The 18,021-nt window shown below is 64.4% G+C and carries 16 protein-coding genes and 2 tRNA genes; 1 reads left to right on the forward strand and 17 read right to left on the reverse strand.

The window, feature by feature from the left end:
- Positions 1-101: 101 nt before the first annotated feature.
- From BQ7355_RS01620 to BQ7355_RS01685, 14 genes are all read right to left on the reverse strand, one after another.
- Positions 102-192: transfer RNA gene (locus BQ7355_RS01620), tRNA-Ser, on the reverse strand.
- Positions 193-368: 176 nt separating this feature from the next.
- On the reverse strand, positions 369-908 hold the full coding sequence (gene rbr, locus BQ7355_RS01625) for a rubrerythrin (protein ID WP_072414623.1): 540 nt from the start codon (positions 906-908) through the stop codon (positions 369-371).
- A 166-nt stretch (positions 909-1,074) separates the two neighbouring features.
- Entirely contained in the window at positions 1,075-1,992 is a 918-nt protein-coding gene (locus BQ7355_RS01630) for an HhH-GPD family protein (protein ID WP_072414624.1), read from the reverse strand.
- A gap of 94 nt (positions 1,993-2,086) precedes the next feature.
- Positions 2,087-2,581 carry an RrF2 family transcriptional regulator gene (locus BQ7355_RS01635; protein WP_072414625.1) on the reverse strand — a complete coding sequence of 165 codons (495 nt, stop codon included), beginning with the start codon at positions 2,579-2,581 and terminating at the stop codon, positions 2,087-2,089.
- A 511-nt stretch (positions 2,582-3,092) separates the two neighbouring features.
- Positions 3,093-4,151 carry a zinc-binding dehydrogenase gene (locus BQ7355_RS01640; protein WP_072414626.1) on the reverse strand — a complete coding sequence of 353 codons (1,059 nt, stop codon included), beginning with the start codon at positions 4,149-4,151 and terminating at the stop codon, positions 3,093-3,095.
- 198 nt (positions 4,152-4,349) lie between these two features.
- A tRNA-Asp gene (locus BQ7355_RS01645) sits at positions 4,350-4,426 on the reverse strand.
- Positions 4,427-4,679: 253 nt separating this feature from the next.
- The gene (locus BQ7355_RS01650) at positions 4,680-4,928 is read right to left on the reverse strand and encodes a helix-turn-helix domain-containing protein (RefSeq protein ID WP_072414729.1); all 249 of its coding nucleotides are present in this window, start codon (positions 4,926-4,928) and stop codon (positions 4,680-4,682) included.
- Between the two features lie 400 nt (positions 4,929-5,328).
- The gene (locus BQ7355_RS01655) at positions 5,329-5,796 is read right to left on the reverse strand and encodes a metallophosphoesterase family protein (RefSeq protein WP_072414627.1); all 468 of its coding nucleotides are present in this window, start codon (positions 5,794-5,796) and stop codon (positions 5,329-5,331) included.
- A gap of 89 nt (positions 5,797-5,885) precedes the next feature.
- Positions 5,886-6,602: a LytR/AlgR family response regulator transcription factor gene (locus tag BQ7355_RS01660; RefSeq protein ID WP_072414628.1), complete on the reverse strand. Its 717-nt coding sequence runs from the start codon at positions 6,600-6,602 to the stop codon at positions 5,886-5,888.
- A 70-nt stretch (positions 6,603-6,672) separates the two neighbouring features.
- Positions 6,673-8,040, reverse strand: coding sequence for a histidine kinase (locus BQ7355_RS01665; RefSeq protein ID WP_240307284.1), 1,368 nt, complete (start codon positions 8,038-8,040; stop codon positions 6,673-6,675).
- Positions 8,030-9,226, reverse strand: a complete 1,197-nt coding sequence (locus tag BQ7355_RS01670; RefSeq protein WP_072414629.1) for a glycosyltransferase — start codon at positions 9,224-9,226, stop codon at positions 8,030-8,032. The genes BQ7355_RS01665 and BQ7355_RS01670 overlap by 11 nt, the downstream gene beginning before the upstream one ends.
- Before the next feature lie 59 nt (positions 9,227-9,285).
- Positions 9,286-9,915, reverse strand: a complete 630-nt coding sequence (locus BQ7355_RS01675; RefSeq protein WP_083581398.1) for a QueT transporter family protein — start codon at positions 9,913-9,915, stop codon at positions 9,286-9,288.
- Between the two features lie 121 nt (positions 9,916-10,036).
- Positions 10,037-11,290, reverse strand: a complete 1,254-nt coding sequence (locus BQ7355_RS01680; RefSeq protein ID WP_072414630.1) for an MFS transporter — start codon at positions 11,288-11,290, stop codon at positions 10,037-10,039.
- Positions 11,291-11,430: 140 nt separating this feature from the next.
- A complete protein-coding gene (locus BQ7355_RS01685) occupies positions 11,431-12,378 on the reverse strand; it encodes a zinc dependent phospholipase C family protein (protein ID WP_072414631.1) in 948 nt (315 codons plus the stop codon).
- A gap of 188 nt (positions 12,379-12,566) precedes the next feature.
- Between BQ7355_RS01685 and BQ7355_RS08930 the strand changes: the two genes are divergently transcribed.
- On the forward strand, positions 12,567-13,748 hold the full coding sequence (locus tag BQ7355_RS08930) for a C39 family peptidase (protein WP_240307285.1): 1,182 nt from the start codon (positions 12,567-12,569) through the stop codon (positions 13,746-13,748).
- A gap of 482 nt (positions 13,749-14,230) precedes the next feature.
- On the opposite strand, the gene arcC is transcribed toward BQ7355_RS08930, so the two are convergent.
- The 3 genes from arcC to BQ7355_RS01705 form a co-directional block, all read right to left on the reverse strand.
- Entirely contained in the window at positions 14,231-15,193 is a 963-nt protein-coding gene (gene arcC, locus BQ7355_RS01695; RefSeq protein ID WP_072414632.1) for a carbamate kinase, read from the reverse strand.
- A 425-nt stretch (positions 15,194-15,618) separates the two neighbouring features.
- Positions 15,619-17,052: a MurT ligase domain-containing protein gene (locus tag BQ7355_RS01700; protein ID WP_072414633.1), complete on the reverse strand. Its 1,434-nt coding sequence runs from the start codon at positions 17,050-17,052 to the stop codon at positions 15,619-15,621.
- Between the two features lie 56 nt (positions 17,053-17,108).
- A complete protein-coding gene (locus tag BQ7355_RS01705) occupies positions 17,109-17,846 on the reverse strand; it encodes a glutamine amidotransferase (protein ID WP_072414634.1) in 738 nt (245 codons plus the stop codon).
- Between the last annotated feature and the right edge of the window lie 175 nt (positions 17,847-18,021).

An 18,021-nucleotide genomic window follows, 5' to 3' on the forward strand; every position in this document is an offset into this window, starting at 1 on the left:
TCCGCGGTGGCTCCGCGGAGGGCAGGGCCTTTTTGCCACTTGACAATGTTCAACTCATATTAAAAAAGCGAGCCCCTGGGGACTCGCTTCTTCATTCACACTGGCGGAGAGCTGGGGATTCGAACCCCAGATTCCCTTTTGGGGAATACTCGCTTAGCAGGCGAGCACCTTCGGCCTCTCGGTCAGCTCTCCGTAACAGCCGTGCTATCATACCCCAACTTCCGGCATCCGCACAAGAAGCACGCGCAAACTCTCTAGAACTCGACTGCATGGAGCGCGCATGCGACTGGCGGATGAAACCGCGGCGAGACCCCGGGGCCTCGCCGCAATCCATCAAGCCGGACCGGGCGCAACGACCCCGCCGCTTGCTAGTAGTTGACGACCTGCTGCTCGAAATAGGCCTTGGGATGTGCGCACACGGGGCAGAGCTCGGGAGCCTCGGGGCCGACGTGCAGGTGGCCGCAGTTGAGGCACTTCCACACCTTCACGCCCTCGTGCGTGAAGACCTCGCCCTTCTCGACGCGCTCGGCGAGCTTGAGGTAGCGCTCCTCGTGCGCCTTCTCGACAGCGCCCACGCCGCGGAACTTCGCGGCGATCTCGGTGAAGCCCTCCTCGTCGGCGGTCTTGGCGAACTCGTCGTACATGGTGGTCCACTCGTAGTTCTCGCCCGCGGCGGCATCGCGCAGGTTGTCCAGGGTCTCCGGCACCGCACCGCCATGCAGGTACTTGAACCACAGCTTGGCGTGCTCGGACTCGTTGAGGGCGGTCTCCATGAAGATGTTGGAGATCTGCACGTAGCCGTCCTTCTTGGCCTTGGACGAGTAGTAGCGGTACTTGGTGTGGGCCTGCGACTCACCGGCGAATGCCGTCTCGAGGTTCTTCTTGGTCTGGGAGTTCTCGAAGTCCATGGGGCTCCTCCTTGCATGCGGTGTAACCCATGCCGTGGTGAACCGCGCACCACACGGTTCGGCACCTATCCCGATGCACGACATGGCGCATCTCAGGCAGTTATACCCCGTTGCCCGAGAAGGATTCCCGAACAGACGGGAATCATACCGATAAAAAGACACCGTGTTAGGCGATGTGCCACAACGCTCCGTCAGAAACGGCGAACCCCTCTGCCACCAAGTCCCCCAAAATCGAATCCAGCGTCTTCATATCGACGGGCGGCCGGCCCGCCTCCGCCTCGAACGCGTCCAGCGAGCGACCTATCTCGTCCCGCGACAGCCCTGGGGCGCCATCCGCCTGGGCATCGAGCAGCATGCGCACCACATGCGCGCGCTTCTGCCGCCTCGATCCCTCGAAGCGCGACTGCCTCGTATAGGAGCTTGAGCGCCGGGACGGGTTGGGAACGGTCTTCTTGAGATGGGCGCCGTAATCCAGCAGCGCGTAATACCAGGAGCGCGGCGTGTCGCGCGGGTCCTGGGGGACCGCGAACGGCCCGGGCCCCCGGACCTCCACGCCACCGTCGGACAGGCCGCCAGGACAAGCAGCCTCCACAAGCGGCTTGAGCTCGCGATCGGGCACGCCGGGCACATCGGGAAACAGGTGATGCAGAAACACCGTGCGCACGTTGGTCTCGAGGTAGATGCCGGGCAGGTCGAACGCGAACGATCGGATGCCCTGCGCCGTGGCCGGGCCGATACCCGGCAGGTCGACGAGCTCACGCGTCTCGCGGGGGAATTCGCCGTCATAGGCGCGGACGATCGTTTCGGCGGCTGCCTTGAGCGCCAGGGCGCGACGGTTGTACCCCATGCCCTGCCACGCCGCGAGAACCTCCGAGGTGGGCGCCGCCGCGAGCGCCCGCACATCCGGAAAGCGCTCGAGCCACTCCGGCCAGCGCCCCTCCACCCGCACGACCTGGGTCTGCTGGAGCATCACCTCGGAGAGCCAGATGCGGTACGGGTCGCGCGTGCGCCTCCACGGCAGGTCGCGGTAGAGCCGCTCTCCTTCCACGCGGACGAGGGCGCGAAACGCATCGAGGTTGTTCACGGGGACTCCCCTTCCGGGCGCACAGAGAGAGCGCGGCGACGGACCCGCGCCCGGGCACATCGCCGCGCTCCCGCGCTCTGCAGTCGAAGCGGCTCTACAGGGTTTTATGGCAGCGGCACTCCTGAGCGTTCAGCACGTACTCGGGAAACGCCGCACGGTCGGCGAACTTGGGGTCCACGGCGGGGAACAGAGCGCCGCTCACCACGTCGGCAAGCGAGACGGAGCCCAGATAGCTGTTCATCATCTCCTGTGCACCGATCCAGATGGGGTGGTAGCAGCACTCGCCCATGCGCGGGCAATCCCCCTCCTCGGCGGTGCAGCCGTTCATGATGAGCGGGCCCTGGACGGCCTCGACGATGTCGCGGATGGTGATGTCTTCCGGTGAGACCTTGAGGCGCATGCCGCCGCGCACCCCGCGCAGGCTCTCGACGATGCCCGCCTGGACCAGACCGTGCTGGATGGACCGCGCGAACGAATACGGGACGCCCACCTCTTCGGCGGCGGTTCGCACGGAGAGCAGCTCGTTGTCGTTGGATGCGAGAATGGAAAGCATGCGCAGCGCGTAGTCGGTTTTCCTTGAGATGTCCATGTGTCCTCCCAGGTGCGGAACTGCCGGCCATACCCAAAACGCTAAAACCGTGCACGCGCAACATGGCCGGCGGCCGAATGCGACCTTCGATGGCCGCATCTTCCCTTGAGCATACTTGAAACTGGGTGCGCCGCACAAGCAAATCGCGGCTAGGTTTAGCCCGGCAAATTAAACATGCAGGTCACAGATTGGAGAACGGAATAAAAAGAACCACTGGTATGGCCGGTGCACACCAGCGGCAACGCACGCCCCTCTGCATCCATGGACCTTGAGACGACCCGTGCGTCCGACACGAGAGCCTGCTGCGGCCCGAGGCGAGCCGCAAGCCCCCTTGCAGAGCACCGCGATCGAAGGTGTTCGAGAGCGCACCTCTTGGATGCAAGAAACGACCCCGGCCTCACCAGGAGACCGGGGTCGAGACGCGCTCTTGGCCGAACCGATCACAGGCGACCGGCCTCGCGCCGCTCGCACTCGCGTGGACGCACGAGCGCGAGCGGCGTCGAGGGGGGCGCTACCACTCGATATGGACGATCGGCTTGATCAGGTCGCGCGGCTTCTCGTCCATCACCCTGAAGGCCTCCTCGATCGCATCGAACCCCTCAAAGGTGTAGTTGAGCATCTTGCCGGGATGGATGCGGCCCGCACGGATGACGTTCAGAAGGCGCTCGATGCGGTACGCGCCGCCCGGGCAGAACCCTCCGCGAATCGCGATATCGGACATGCCGAGCCCCCACTGGTACGCGGGCACCTGGAAGGTCTCCGTCACATCGTAGAAGTTGACGGTGGACACCGTGCCGCCCGGACGGGTGAGCGCGAGCGCCTGGTTCATGCTGCCGGCGTTGCCCCCGGCGATGATACAGGCATCGACCTGGCCCTCCATCGCAAGGATCTGCTCGACGATGTCGCCCTCCTTGTAGCTGACGATATCCGTCGCGCCGTACTCGCGCGCCAGCTCGATGCAGTTCGGGCGCGTGCCGATGGCGATGATCCTGCCGGCACCCATGAGCGCGGCGCCCGCGACCGCCATAAGACCCACGGGGCCGATGCCGAACACGACGACGGAATCGCCGAACTTGATATCGGCCATCTCGGCGCCGTAGAAACCGGTGGACATCATGTCCACCGTCATGAGGGCGTCCTCGATGGAAACGTCCTCGGGCATCATGACCAGGTTCGCGTCGGCGTTGTTCACCGTGAAGAACTCGGCGAATACGCCGTCTTTGCTGCCGAGGAACTTGAAGCTGCGCATCAGGCCCGTGTCGTGCGCGTTGGGCGCGCCGCGGCGCTGCAGGCTCGGGACCTCCCAGTCGGGCGTGTTGCAGGGCACCACGACGCGGTCGCCCGGCTTGAAGCCGCGAACGAGCTCGCCGACCTCGACGACCTCGCCGATCGCCTCGTGGCCGAGGATGAGGTTCTCCTTAGGGCCGGAACCGCCGTGCATCGCATGCGTGTCGCTCGAGCACGGGGCAACCGCCACGGGCCGCAGCAAGGCGTCGAGCGGGCCGACCTGGGGCTTCTCCGCCTCGATCCACCCGGGCTTGTTGACTTCGATCATTCCGTAACCGCGCATAGCGCCTCCTTGCCGTAAGCCTGCATCTCTCTCATATCATGCAGGCAGGTAGCACTATGCTAGGACGGACCGAGATTCGGCGGCTTTTTCATTCGGCAGGCGGAAAAGGCGTCTCGCCCAGAGGACGACGGGCGCGCAGCGGCGCACAGGCCCTGCAAATAGCAAAAGACCCCGCCGGAGCAGGGTCCACAATCGCGATGGCGGGAAGTACGGGACTCGAACCCGCGACCTCCGACGTGACAGGCCGGCGCTCTAACCAACTGAGCTAACTCCCCATCAGCACTTTGTGCGAGGAGTATTATACGCAGACAATTCCAAAGTACGCAACAACTTTTTAGAAAAAAGTTTGGCCAAGGCTAAAAAAGTGACTCGGCACCTATCGTCTAGGCTCTCAAGCTGCGGATTTGATAGACAGAAGATATAGATGCAAAGCCTGCGGCCTGACATCAGCCCGCTCCGACGCCGTTCCGATATACAAAACGACGCGCCGTCTCCGGCGCGTCGCGCGTGCGTCCCCAAGCGTGTGCCCTACTCCTGCTCGGGCAGCGACCCGAACGTCTCGATATATTCCTCGTCGTCCATCCAGTCGATAATATCCCCGGGCTTGCAATGCAGCACCTCGCACATGGCCGTGAGCGTCGAGAAGCGGATACCCTTCAAGCGGCCCGTCTTGATGCGCGACACGTTGACCGGGGAGATGCCGATCTGCTCGGCGAGCTCAAGCGATGTCATCTTTCGATCGGCCATGACCCGATCAAGTCTCATGACGATGGGCACGGAACTCACCTGTCTTTCTGTGTGAGCGCTGACTTCAAGGGCGGAACATACCGTACAGAGGATTCGCTGTAAACGCAAAGCCCCTCATGGTGAAAGACGGAGACCGCAGGACAAGCGTCATCAGCATGATTCGAGAGTCGGATGGTGTCCCTTTTTGATTCCCATATAGAATACCCTATTTTCTTGGAAGCAGATGGCGCCCGCCGAACAGCATTATTGCGACGGCCGCCGCAAGGCGGCGGGCCGCGCCACATAGGGGAGGACCGCGAGCATTCCGCAGGGGCGCACACCGCGCGCCCCAGGTTGGCGCTGCAAACGAATCCGCCCCAGGGAGTCAAGATGATCCCTGGGGCGGAACTTCGTCAACCTGCGTCGGCGGCGACGCCACGATGCGCGCCGGCTACCCCAGGCGCACGATATCAACGGACAGGATCTGGCCGTCGCGCACCAGCATGCGGGCCATGCTGGGAACGCTCATGTCCCGCGGATAGGTGGCCGACCCGGGATTCACCACGCAGCAACGCCCGAGGGTCACCACCTTCGCGCGATGCGTGTGCCCGCATACGGCCACGTCGGAGGTGCCCACCGGCAGATCTTCGCGATAATGGGCGACCGAGAACCGCAGCGCCTCGTACTCGAACACGCAAAGCCGATCGACGCCGGGGCCGTAATTGCGGTAGTAGTCGTTGTTTCCCAGCACCGCTCGCACCGGGGCGATGGCGCAGAGCTGCTCGTAATCCATCTCGGACGTCATGTCACCCGCATGCACGATGAGGTCGGCCCCCTCAAGGGCGCAGAGCAGCTCCTCGGACAGATAGCCATGGGTGTCGGACACGATATCGATACGCTTGGCGCCCTCGAGGCTCACAGGCCCTCCCTTCGGTCGCGCGCCCCGCCAAGCCGTCAGGCGCGAGGCGCGTAGCAAAAACGGGGCGCGCCGCGGCACGCCCCGTCACGTTACAGGTTGAGTGCCTTCTTGAGCGGCACCACGCGGCGGCGGCTGACGGGGATCCGATCCTCGACGCCGGCGACGCCCAGTTGGATGGCACCCGAGGCGGCCGTCTCGACGTCCTCGACGTTGGCGAGGTTGACGATATAGCGACGGTGGACGCGGAAGAACCCGAAATCGCCGAGCTTCGACTCGAACTGGGCCAGCGACGTCGTCGACAGGAAGCGGTCATCCTCCGTGAAGATGCAGGAGTAGTCGTCCTTGGCCATGATGTAGCGGATCTGGTCGACGGGGATCAAGACCTTGCGACCGCCCTTCTCGACCGGGATGCGCTCGATGGACACCTTGCTGTCGGACACCGGCTTGACACGCGCCATGACCTTGTTGATGGCCTGGTCCAGGCGCGCCTCCTCGACGGGCTTCATCAGGTAATCCACGGCGTCGACGTCGAACGCCTCGACCGCATGATCGCTGTACGCGGTGACGAAGACCACTGCAGGGGGATTCTTGAGCTTATGCAGGGCCTCAGCGAGCTGGAGACCGGACGCGCCGGGCATAGAGATGTCGAGAAAGACGACGTCGACCCGATTCTCCATCAGCATCTCGATGGCGGAGCGAACGCTCGACGCTTCCGAGATTGAGCCGATCTTGCCCGTCTGCTCCAACAGGAATCGCAGTTCGGAGCGTGCAGGAGCCTCGTCGTCGACGATCATGGCACGTAGCATATCCACGTTATCCCTTCAGGTACAAATCCGTGCTTGCATGCGGCGCCCACACGGCACGCGCGTACAAACCCTATTCTACCCTTCTCTCCGCAAGAATGCTGTTCTGGGGGTCCAGCCGCAGCGAAATGGTCGTGCCCTCGCCGGGCTTCGACGAGACGATCGCCTGGGATCGAGGGCCAAAGAACCGCTCGATGCGCTCGGAGATGTTGCGCATCGCCACGCCGGCGCCGCCACCCTGGGGCGCACTGGCATCCGGAGTTCGCAGCGTCGCATCGAACAGCCGCGCCGCGGTCTCTTCGTCCATGCCGACGCCGTCGTCGACCACTTCGAGCACCACCATTCCGTCGTCATCGGAACGGACCGTGATGTCGATATGCAGCGGGCCCTCGTCGGGCATCGCATGGCGCACCGCGTTTTCGACAAGCGGCTGGATGGTGAACGCAGGGACCAGAACCTCTTCGGCATCCTCGGCGATATCCACATGCACGAGGATGCGGTCCTCCCCGAACCGCGCCTTCTCGAACTTGAGGTAGCGCATGGTCTGGACGACCTCGCGCGTCACGGGGATGAGCGAGCCCGAGTTGTCGAGCGTCGCACGGTAGAACTGCGCGAACTCGCGCAGCAGCTCGCGCGCGCGGAGCGGCTCGGTCCTCGTGAGCGCCGCGATCGTGTTGAGCGTGTTGAAAAGGAAATGCGGGTTGATCTGAGCCTGCAGGGCCCTGACCTCGGCGCGCGCGGTGAGCTCCTCCTGCAGCTCGAGCTCGTGAATCGCGAGCTGCGTCGAGAGCAGCTCGGCAAAGCCCGCCGCCAGGGCGTACTGGGTGCGGTTCACCTGGCGCGAATGCCTGTAGTAGAACTTGAGCGTTCCGATGACCTTGTCGCGCACCTTGAGCGGGGCGATGATGCCCGCGGGGATGGCGCGGTGCGGCGTGCGCTCCGAGGGCACATCCACCGCATGGGTGAACGACTGCGAGATGCCGTGGTCGAGCACGTAGTGCGTCGCGGGCGTGTGGATGGGCGAACCGGGCGGGAAGTCCGCGGCGAGCTCGCCCACGCACGCCAGGACGCACTCGTCGTCGGTGATCGCGATGGCCATGGCGCGCGTCTCCTTCAGCAGGCAGCGGCACACCGCCTCCGCGCTCTCCGGCGTGAGGCCCACCTTGATGATGTCGAGCATCTCGGAAGCGGTCGAGAGCGCCTCCTCCGTGTACTGGGAGCGCAGCGTGTCCGGGCTGATGCACTGATGCGCGAGGACCCCGAGGCACAGGCACGCGAACACGTAGACCACCACGGCAGCCGCGAGGCTCATGCCGTGCGTGACCCCGTAGGCAAACAGGCAGGTCGTGAGCAGCCATCCCGTCGCGGCGGTCACCTTGAAGGGCATCGTCGCGCGCTGGCGCTCGTCCCAGTTGCCGTCCGTCTCTACTTCAGCTGCCATCCTGCTCCCTCTCAAGCATCCGAGCGAGTTCCGCGTCATTCCACAACCCGTTCATGATACTCGGCCAGAAGCTCTGGAACTTCACGTATCTGCCCGCATTGGCGCGGGCATACTCCTCCGCGCGGCCGCGGCCATGCCGCCAGATGTCCCGGTAGCCCGCGTGCTCGCGCGTGAACAGCGCCCGGGCCAGCGCCGTCTTGCGCACGCGCTCGTCGAGCTCGGCGGAGAACCACGGCCCCGGGTACGGCATCAGGGTGGCGGGGGTCACCGGGTTGAGGTCCGGCTGGCGCGCCGCGCGCGCAAGCTTCTCCCGCTCGTAGTACCAGCGATAGACGTCCTGCATGAAGCGGGAGCTGAGGCTTTTCGACGCCGGCGGCAGGTGGTTGACCACCCACTCGTTGTCGAACCAGACGTCGTAGCCGTGCAAGCGCATGTTGAAGAGGTAGTCGAGGTCCTCGCCTCGCGTGATCCAAGGGTCGAAGGCGACGCGGGTGTAGGCGCGCGCATGCAGGGCGAACAGGCCGCCGCACACGTAGTTCGACCGTGAGATGCGCGTGGCGGAAAGCGCCTTGCGCATCCAGCGGTTGAACTCGATGCGCTTGGTCCACCAGCGGTGCGTGATGCCCGCCGACGAGGTGTCCGCCAGCGGCGACCCCTGCTCGTTGTAGAAATAGCCGGTCTTGACGAGGATCGGGAGCCCCTGCCGCGTCTCCGCACCCAACCCGTAGAGCGCGCGCTTCATGAAGTCGGGGGACAGCACCACCTCGTCGTCGTCGAGGAAGATCACGGCATCGTGGCCGAGCACGGCCGAGACCGCGAGGCCCATGTTGCGAATCGCGCCGTAGCCGCGCAGTGAGACGGGCTCCCCGCCGGCTTTGGGCGCAATCTGGGCGACCCGCTCGGCGATACGCGATGCGTGCTCGTTGGTCACGATGCGGATATCCATGGAGGGATGCGCGCCCGCGATGGCGCGCACGCGCTCACCCGCCGCGTGCGTCTGCGTCTGGGGGCTTACGACGAGCACCACGATGCGGCAGAGATCCTGCACCTGCTCGAGCGAGGACAGGCACCGCTCCAGATCCGGGGCGCCGGCGTCAATCGGAGTGCTGTGGTCGTACGTGCCCGGAGCCTGCATATCGGCACCGCTTCCCGACCAGTACGTCGGAATCACGATCGCAGGATTCATACGCCCCTCCCCCACGGCAGCACATGTACACGAAGGGCGCCGTTCAACGCCCTTGCATCCTACTTGCTTGTACCCACCTGGCCGAGCTCGCGCTGCACGAACGGCGTTTTACGAAGCGAGCGGTACAGGGGATATCCCAGCACGTACATGATAACCGCTTCGCCGATTCCGGTGCTCACCAAGCCGAACAGGTACATCGGCATCCATGCCCCGTCGAGCGAAATGTTCGTAAAGGGAATGGTGTAGAAACCGATGCCCTGCAGCAAGAGGGGAAGATACGCCGGCACGATCAGCGCATTCGCCAGCACGGGGCCCATCAGCGCGACGACCGGACGCTTGCGCATCTTCCATGTGAACAGCGCGCCGGCAAACGTCGCCAGCGACCCGAACACGACGTCGAGCATGCCGAGCATCCCCGTTCCCGAAAGCGCGATGTTGGCGACGTTGGCGATGATGCAGCCGAGCGTCAGGCCGGGCACAGCCGCCGGCGTGACCAGCGCGAGCGCGCACAGCGCCTCAGATACGCGAAACTGGACCGGGCCCCACGCCAAGCTGCCCAAAAACAGCATCGCCACGAGCGTGCAGGCGGCGTAGGCCGCGGCGATCACGCCCACGCGGGCGATCGCCCGGGCATCGCGCGATCGCGATGCGGCGGCAGTCGAGCAGGCAACGGATTCGTTCTTCTTCATGTTCTCCACCTTCAAAATAATCGGAGGGCTTTACTGCCGCCGGTAAAACCCTCCGTAAGGTGGTATGTGTTCGCCCGAGCGGCTGCGCGTGAGATGCATGCCGCGGGATGCGGGCCGGCGCCTATGCGCGCGCCGCCTGCATTCGGGAGAGCTTTACTAGCATAACCAGGCCCACGACCAGCAGGATCCCGATGGAAAGCACTCCTAAAGAAGGATTCTGCGTGAGCGAGGTCACGACAGATACTAGCAGAGTTCCCATGACGGAGGCGTAGCGGCCGAAAATGTCGAAGAAACCGTAATACTCGTTGGCGCGCTCCTTGGGGATGAGCTTGCCGAAGTAGCTGCGGGACAGCGCCTGAACCCCGCCCTGGAACATGCCTACGAGGATAGCGAGGATCCAGAACTCCACCGCGGACTTGAGGAAGAACGCGGCGAACAGCACGATGCCCACGTAGGCCGCGACCGCGATGAGGATCATGCGCAGGGTTCCGAACCGGCCGGAAAGCCGACCGTACGCGATAGCGGACGGAAACGCCACGAACTGCGTGACGAGCAGCGCCAGGACGAGCTGGGTCGAGTCGATGCCGAGGCTCGAGCCGTAGCTCGTCGCCATGGAGATGACGGTATGCACGCCGTCGATGTAGAAGAAGAACGCGATCATGAAGACGAGCAGGACGCGATCGCGAGAGATGCTGCGCATGGTGGAGAGCAGCCCGGTGAACGTCTTGGCGATGTTCGCCAAGACCCCGCCGTCCGCATCGCGCTCCTTGCCGTAACGCTGCTTGTAGGTGCGCAGCAGGGGCACGGTGAACGCCAGCCACCACAGGCCGGTGATGATAAAGGTGAGCCGCGTGCAGGTGAGCGTGTCGAGGCCCAGGATGCTCGGCCCGCCGAAGATGAGCGCGATGCAGAGGATGAACGGGACGGTCGAGCCCACGTAACCCCATGCGTAACCCGAGCTGGAGACTGCGTCCATCCGATCGTCGGTGGTGACGTCGGTGAGCATGGCGTCGTAGAACGTCATCGACGAGTTGAGGCCTATCGCGCACAGGACGTAGACCATGAGGAAGATGGTCGCGCTCATGGGGATGGCCTGAGCGAGGCACAGGACGAGGCCGGTGAGGAAGAAGCCGGTGAAGAACTTGATCTTGTTGCCGGCGTAATCGGCGAGGGAGCCCAAGATGGGCATAAGCAGGGCGACGACGAGCGAGGCGATGGTCTGGGCGTTGGCCCAGGCGGTCACGAGCTCGGCCGGATGCGCCCCGGTGTTGATGGCGTTGAAGTAGATGGGGACCACCGAGGTGTTCAACAGCACGAGCGCGGAATTTCCCACATCGTACATGACCCAGTTGCGTTCCATCTTCGTATATTTCATCGCGTGTTCCTTGCTCGGGACCGATACGTAGACGCATCACATGGTACGTCAGCCCGCACGGTCCGGCGCGTCAGGATTCGGTAAAGGTGGAACGAAAAGGCGGCGGGACGGCACCGTCCGCCGTCCCGCCGCCTTGGGCATCAATCCTCCTCGCGGTCGAACTCCTCATCTTCCCCAAGCAGCCGACCGGAATAATTCACATGTCCCGTGACCTGGGCCATGTCGTTCGTCTCGATGAAGCGTGCGGCAGTCGTCGCGTAATCGTCGAGCGCACGGTCGAAGATCTCCGGGAAGCTCTCGTGCGAGACCTCCTGGGTAAACGGGTGCTCCCAGGGCTTGTTGCCCATGTTGCCCGCAGCGGCGGGCCGCTCGCGCGTGACCCGGTGCGCCAGGGACGTGAGCAGGGAGTAATCGGCGACCGCCCCCTCGATCGCGCCGAGCAGGCGCGAGCTCGGCGAGCCGGCGGGCTCGATCGCGCGGTAGCACAGCTGCATATCGGCAACGGCCCCGCCGTACTCCGCCACGGCGACGTCCAGGCCGTACACGCTGCTCGCAACGAAGCTCGTCAACGCGCCGGCGACCTTGTTCACGCGGTCGGTCGTGACCAGCTCCGATACGGGAGGGAACTCATCGACCGTCGCGCCGTCGCGCTTGAGCTGCAACATGAGCACATCGAGGTCGCTTTCGATCACGGCGTGCACGCGGCCGCCCGCGCCCTCCAGGCTGGGGTCCGCGTCCATGATGCCCCGCTGCTGCCAGTAGACGAACGGGTGCGCGTTGCGATCGAGCACGTAATGGGAGAGCAAGCCCAGCACGAAGGCGCGGCCCAGGCCGGCGTCCGCCTTGGGAAGATGGGACACGCCGTCGCGCAGCGCGCCGAACTGCTTGGACATCCTGCTGCGGTGCATGCGGCGCGCGAGCTCCATAGCCTGCGACATATGCAGGGAGCGCACGCGGAAGAAGAACGGGTCGGGACCCTGGTTTGCAAGAAGGAATGCGATGCGCTCCTCCTCCGACGAGATCACGCCGGCGGGCAGGCGATCGATGCTTTCCTCGCCAAACAGGCGGTGGGTGACGAGCGCGGGCATAGCGGTGCCTTTCTGGTAACGGCGCGAAGCGCATGCTGCGCCGATGGATGACGGCTGTCGCCTATTATGCCCCGCGGCGCCGCGCTCCATGCACGACCGGCGGCGCTCGGCCGATACGGCGGTCCTCCCACCATCGTTTCACGATACACTGAAAGCTCGATTGGCCGCACACGAGGAGGGAGGCCCGCATGGAGACGCACGACGATCGCCTTGCGCGCAACGGGCGCACCGGCGAACCCCACGGCCCGCGCGGGACCGCGCGCGACGGGAACGCCGCGGGCCGCAGCGCGCTGCGCCTCGCCTCCTCGCGCTCCGCGCACGCGAGCGCCGAGGCAGCGCCCTCCATGCGCCCGGCGCCCTCGCGCGGCCCAAAGCGCGGCCGGGGCGGCGATACGAACCCGAGTCGTCCGCCCCGGCCTCAGCGCCGCCCCGTCGACGCGCCCCCGTCCGCCCGCGGCGGTCGCCGCGGTCAGGCCGAGGGCGCGCAGCCGCACCTGAACAACACCTTCCGCTCCGGATCCGCCGCAGCCGGCGGCAACACGCTGCGGTCGGCCCACTCCGCCGACGGCCTTCGCCGGCCGCAGGCGCGTCGTCGCCCCGGTTCCGTGATCGGGCTTCCCTTGCGCCATTCGCGAGACGGACGTGGATATGGGCGGCTGCACCATCACGGGCGCACCCGGTCCCGTTTCGCAGCCCGGCCCGAGCGGCGGATCCCCCTGTCCCTACGGATCCTCTTCTCGGTTCTTCTGATCGGCGCCGTCTCAAGCCTATTGGGCCACACGAACGCCGGCGTCGACCCCGCGACGGAGGCCGCATGCCTGGAAGTTGCACCGCTCAACCAGGCAGAGCTCACGCTCTCGACGCCCATCGCCGCATGGAAGCAGGGAACGTTCCCACACCTCTACCAAACCGACCCCGCGTGGGCCTCCAAGCCCTACGGCGGGGGCACTGTCGCGCTCAACGCGTGCGGCCCCACCGTGATGTCGATGCTTTACGTCTACTGCACCGGTAATACCGAAATGGATCCCGGCACCATGGCGGCATGGGCAGATGAACGGACCTTCGCCCCCACCGGAGCCACGGAATGGGCGTTTTTCACCGATGGCGCCGAGCGCCTTGGCTTGACCTCGAAGATGGTCAACCCGGACCGGTCTGCCATCGCCGACGCGCTGCGAGCGGGCCATCCCGTCGTCTGCGTCGTGGGACCGGGCGATTTCACCAGCCTGGGTCACTACATCCTGCTCACGGGCATCGACGAGGCCGGCACGGTATCGATCTGCGACCCCAACAGCCCCCGAACGAGCGCTCGCCGCTGGGACCTCACCCGCGTCCTTCATCAAACCGAAGTCGCCTGGGTCTTCGGGGCATAATTCGCCTCCCCAATAAACGTCTCACCCCCGAAGTGAGTGAAATATTACAAACCGGAGCCTGACCCCGCTTAAAACGTCGTTGTACGCAGCCGTTTTGCCAGATGATTGCTCCGATAAAGTGGCGTGTAGTCCCAGATGCAAATAAATCCACTCACTTCGAGGGGTAGAGCAAGCCTGCTCGCGCGCAGGCGTGTACGGCTGCAATCTCAAGCCGTGCAGAACGCCCCGCATTGGACGGCCTTCACTGACACGACCGGGCATGCGCATGAAAGATTCGGCCAAGAACGTCGCGTACCCCCCAGACTTCCCCCGCCGACGCACGATCGCGTAGCCCGCAACGCGCTTTCACGGCGTGATCTGCTCCCATACAAACAAATTCCGGCAACCACGAAGCGCGGTTGCCGGAATTCGGAGAGAGGATGAGGAGTCGGGGCGCCGCACAAGCGGCGCCCCGTGGAGTAATCGCAGGAACGCGGCTTGAACTAGCCGACGATGCGGGTGCCGGAGAGACCGGCCATGGTCTCGGCGGCCTTGTCGAGGGCGCCGATGATGCAGGTGCGGCCCTTGCGGCTGCGGGCGAACTTGATGGCAGCGCGGACCTTCGGCTCCATGGAGCCCTTGCCGAACTGGCCCTCGTCGGCGAGACGCTCGGCCTCGTCGGCGGTGAGCTCCTCGAGCTCCTCCTGGTTCGGCTTGCCGAAGTTGATCGCGACGTGCTCGACGGCGGTCAGCAGGAACAGGACGTCGGCACCGCAGTCCTCAGCGAGGAGCTCGCCGCCCATGTCCTTGTCGATAACGGCGGCCACGCCCTTGTAGCAGCCCTTGTTGTTGTAGTCGCGAACGACGGGGATGCCGCCGCCACCGCAGGCGATGACGATGAACTCGTTGTCGAGCAGGTTGAGGATGGAATCGGCCTCGACGATCTTCTTGGGCTCGGGGGAGGCGACGACGCGACGCCAGCCGCGGCCGGAGTCCTCGACGAAGGTCATCTCGGGATCCTCAGCCATGATGGCCTTGGCCTGCTCCTCGGTGTAGAACGGGCCGATGGGCTTGGTGGGGTTGGCGAACGCGGGGTCGTCCGGATCGCACTCGATCTGGGTGACGACGGTGGCGGCGTGCCAACGCTTATAGCGCTTGTGCATCTCGCGGCCGATGCCCTGCTGCAGGTGATAGCCGATGTAGCCCTGGGACATGGCACCGCACTCGGGCAGGTCCATGGAAGGGGTGCCGATGGCGTCGTGCGCGGCGGCGAAGGCGTTCTGGATCATACCGACCTGAGGGCCGTTGCCGTGGGTGATGATGATCTCGTTGCCCTGCTCGATGAGGCCCAGGAGGGCGTGAGCGGCGTGGTTGACCTTCTCGATCTGCTCGGCGGGAGTATCGCCGAGGGCGTTGCCGCCGAGGGCGACGACGATGCGATCGGGCTTGCCGAAGGGCTTAGACATGTGCGTACCTCTTTCCTTGAACCGAACTGATTATTCATCAGTTAGCGTACTTTATGCAATATACCCCACTCACCACTATGAGGTGTGACCGAAACAAAGCAGTAGGCAAACGGCTTCTTTTTGACGTTAAACGTAAGCTGACATGGAGATATACCCGCAATAAACTTGACATAGCTTTCGTTAGACCGCGAATCATCCGTGTATACCGCACGCTCATCTGCCGGAGTTATATCCAGTTCTATACATTTTGCTATCCAAATATGCGCCTGCGCTAGCACGGTGCAGTGCGGTATCGGCCGCACGGTAAGCGGGATGTGCGCGTCGGCGCTTCCATGGACCGACCACATCACCAAAGCGATGCCAAACAAATCGCCGCGCGAGCGATAAGCCGGCGCGGCGACACCCGTAAATCTCTTTGATCGCGCTTAGGCCTGCTCGATACGCTGGGCCACCCGGTCGCGAAAACGATCGGCCTGCTCGCCGTTGAAGATGTCGTATGCGCAGAACACGCCATCGATCCCCTCGAGATCGATCAGGTCGGCTGCATCCGTCTCGGTCTCAGCGAGCTTGATCCTCGCGGGATCCACCCCCGCAAGCAGCAGGCGAAGCAGCAGGTCGTCGGAATTCGCGCCCTGAACGACCACCTGCTTCACGTCCTCTCCCGCCAGATGCTCGAAATCCGCTTGGTAGTACCAGCCGATGTACTCGGTCTTCTTGGGGTTCGTGGCCAGATAGTAATCTGCGAGCATGAGCACCACGGCCTTACGGCCAGGCTCCCCGCAGATCGTCGCGAGAGCCGTCGAGGTGGCGGTGCTGTTCTCCCCCTTCGAGGCGGAATTGACCAGCCTCATCTCGCGAGCGGACGTCTCGCTGAAACGAGCGGCGGTGACGTTGACCTTGCCCGAAGCGAGAATGCGCTGCAGTTCCTCGGCTGCGATACCCAGCTCGCGCGCCGTCACCAAAGCTGCAACGAGGTTGTACAGGTTCGTGATGGAGTACGCGCCGATGCGGTACGTGTACTCGGGAGCCTTTCCGTCCCGCGCATGGCAGACCTCGCGTACAGTGAACTCGAGCGCCCGTTTATCCACATGCGTCACGAGGTAATCCGGCTCGGGATTGGTGAACCCGCAGCTCGTGCAGTGCGCATGGCCGAGATGGCGCAGATGGCACCAGTCGTACTCAAGGTGGCCGCCGCACTCGGGGCAGGCGGTGAGGTCGCAGACGATGCCCTCGGGACCCTCGAGGTCGTCGGGTAGCCGATCGATGGAGAAATAGGTTCGCCGATGAGCTTGCGGAGCCAGGCGGCACGAGATGAGGTCATCGGCGTTGAGCACAAGATGCGTGGATGCGGGGACACTTGCATCGATGACGCTGAAGATGTAATCCGGATTAGCGTTGCGCGTGAAGTTATCGCGGTAAAGGTTGACCGCGAGTAGGATGTCCGGAGTCATGTGCGGCAGAACGCGGCGGCAGGACAGCTCGTCCAGCTCCATGCAGGCAACGGAATTCTTGGGTGCGCCGGAGACGGTCGAGCCTTTGATGAGGGAGCTCTCGATACCGGTGATAATGTTTCCGCCTGCTCGGTTGGTAACCAAATCGAGCCCGCTTTCGATCAAGATGTCGTCAAGCAGGTTGGAGGTGGTGGTCTTTCCATTCGTCCCCGTCACGAAGACGACGCGCTCGGGCTTGGGTATGCGCGCGAGAAAATCCGGGCAGATCGCTTCGGCAACCGTACCGGGAACCTGGCCGCCGCGACGGCGCGCCAGCTTCAAGACGGCAGCCGCAGCCTTTCCCGCTGCAAGCGCGAGATAGAAGCGCGGTGTACGGGGCGCGCCGGTTGCTTGTTGCTGAGTGGTCACGTTCGTTTGCTCCTTCAGTGCACCTTGGGTGCGGATAGGGAATCGGGGACGCAGGGCTAGATGTCCATGCCCGGTGTCGCAAAATCCTTGACGCGCTGACGGTACGCGCGCAACGCGACGTCCGCATACGCGAGCTCGGCGTCCGCCTCCCCCATCGTGTCGAGCAGCCAACGCGTGAAAGGAGGATTGACAGGAAGCAGCGGCCCCAAAAACCAGGTGGCGATGAGGTTGCCGCGGCGTAGGCCCTCGAACGAGCTGCGCTCATTCAGACCGAACCCTTGCCTGAGCTTACAGAAGCACACATCGGAATTGTCGCCCTCCATCTGCGTGAACTGCATCTTGAAACCGACGATATCGATCGGGTTGTCCCCAGGCGAAGGTGTGAACGTGCCAAGCCCCACCCCCGTGAAACGCTTGGGTGTGAGCTGGCGCGTGACGATGTCGAAGAGCCCGAGCGCCTCGACCTCGAGGCCATCGGGCCTTACGATCGCGCGACCCAGAAGCTCCGCAGCGTTGCCGGTGAACAGCATCGGGGTCCCGGCGTCCGCAAGGGACGCGATGCGCCCCGCCAGCGGCCGCAGCTCGTCGAGGACGCGCTCCTGCTGACGTTCGGTCATGCCGCACAGCAGCACAAGATCGATATCGTCGCGGGTCGAGAACGCGGGGGCGGAACCGAACGGCGTCTCAATGAACTCCGCCTCGGGCAGGCACGCGCGCAGATACATCGCGTTTCCGTTGTCGCCCGCCTGGTTCCCGAATTCGGGATACAGAACCTCGATCGTTGTCCGTGCCATCCGGCCCTCCCCTTTGGTTCGCTCAATCGATGCAATTATCCAACATGGACGCGCGATCGCCCCTCAACCATATAAAGAGCAGAGCGAAAGCCCGCGCCCGCAGCGCACCATCGCTTTTCCGCGCGCTGGCGGGGGAAACGAAGGGAGGCCCCGAAGGGATTCCCAAGGCAAACAT

The sequence above is a fragment of the Collinsella phocaeensis genome (genome assembly GCF_900119895.1).
Classification (GTDB): domain Bacteria; phylum Actinomycetota; class Coriobacteriia; order Coriobacteriales; family Coriobacteriaceae; genus Collinsella; species Collinsella phocaeensis.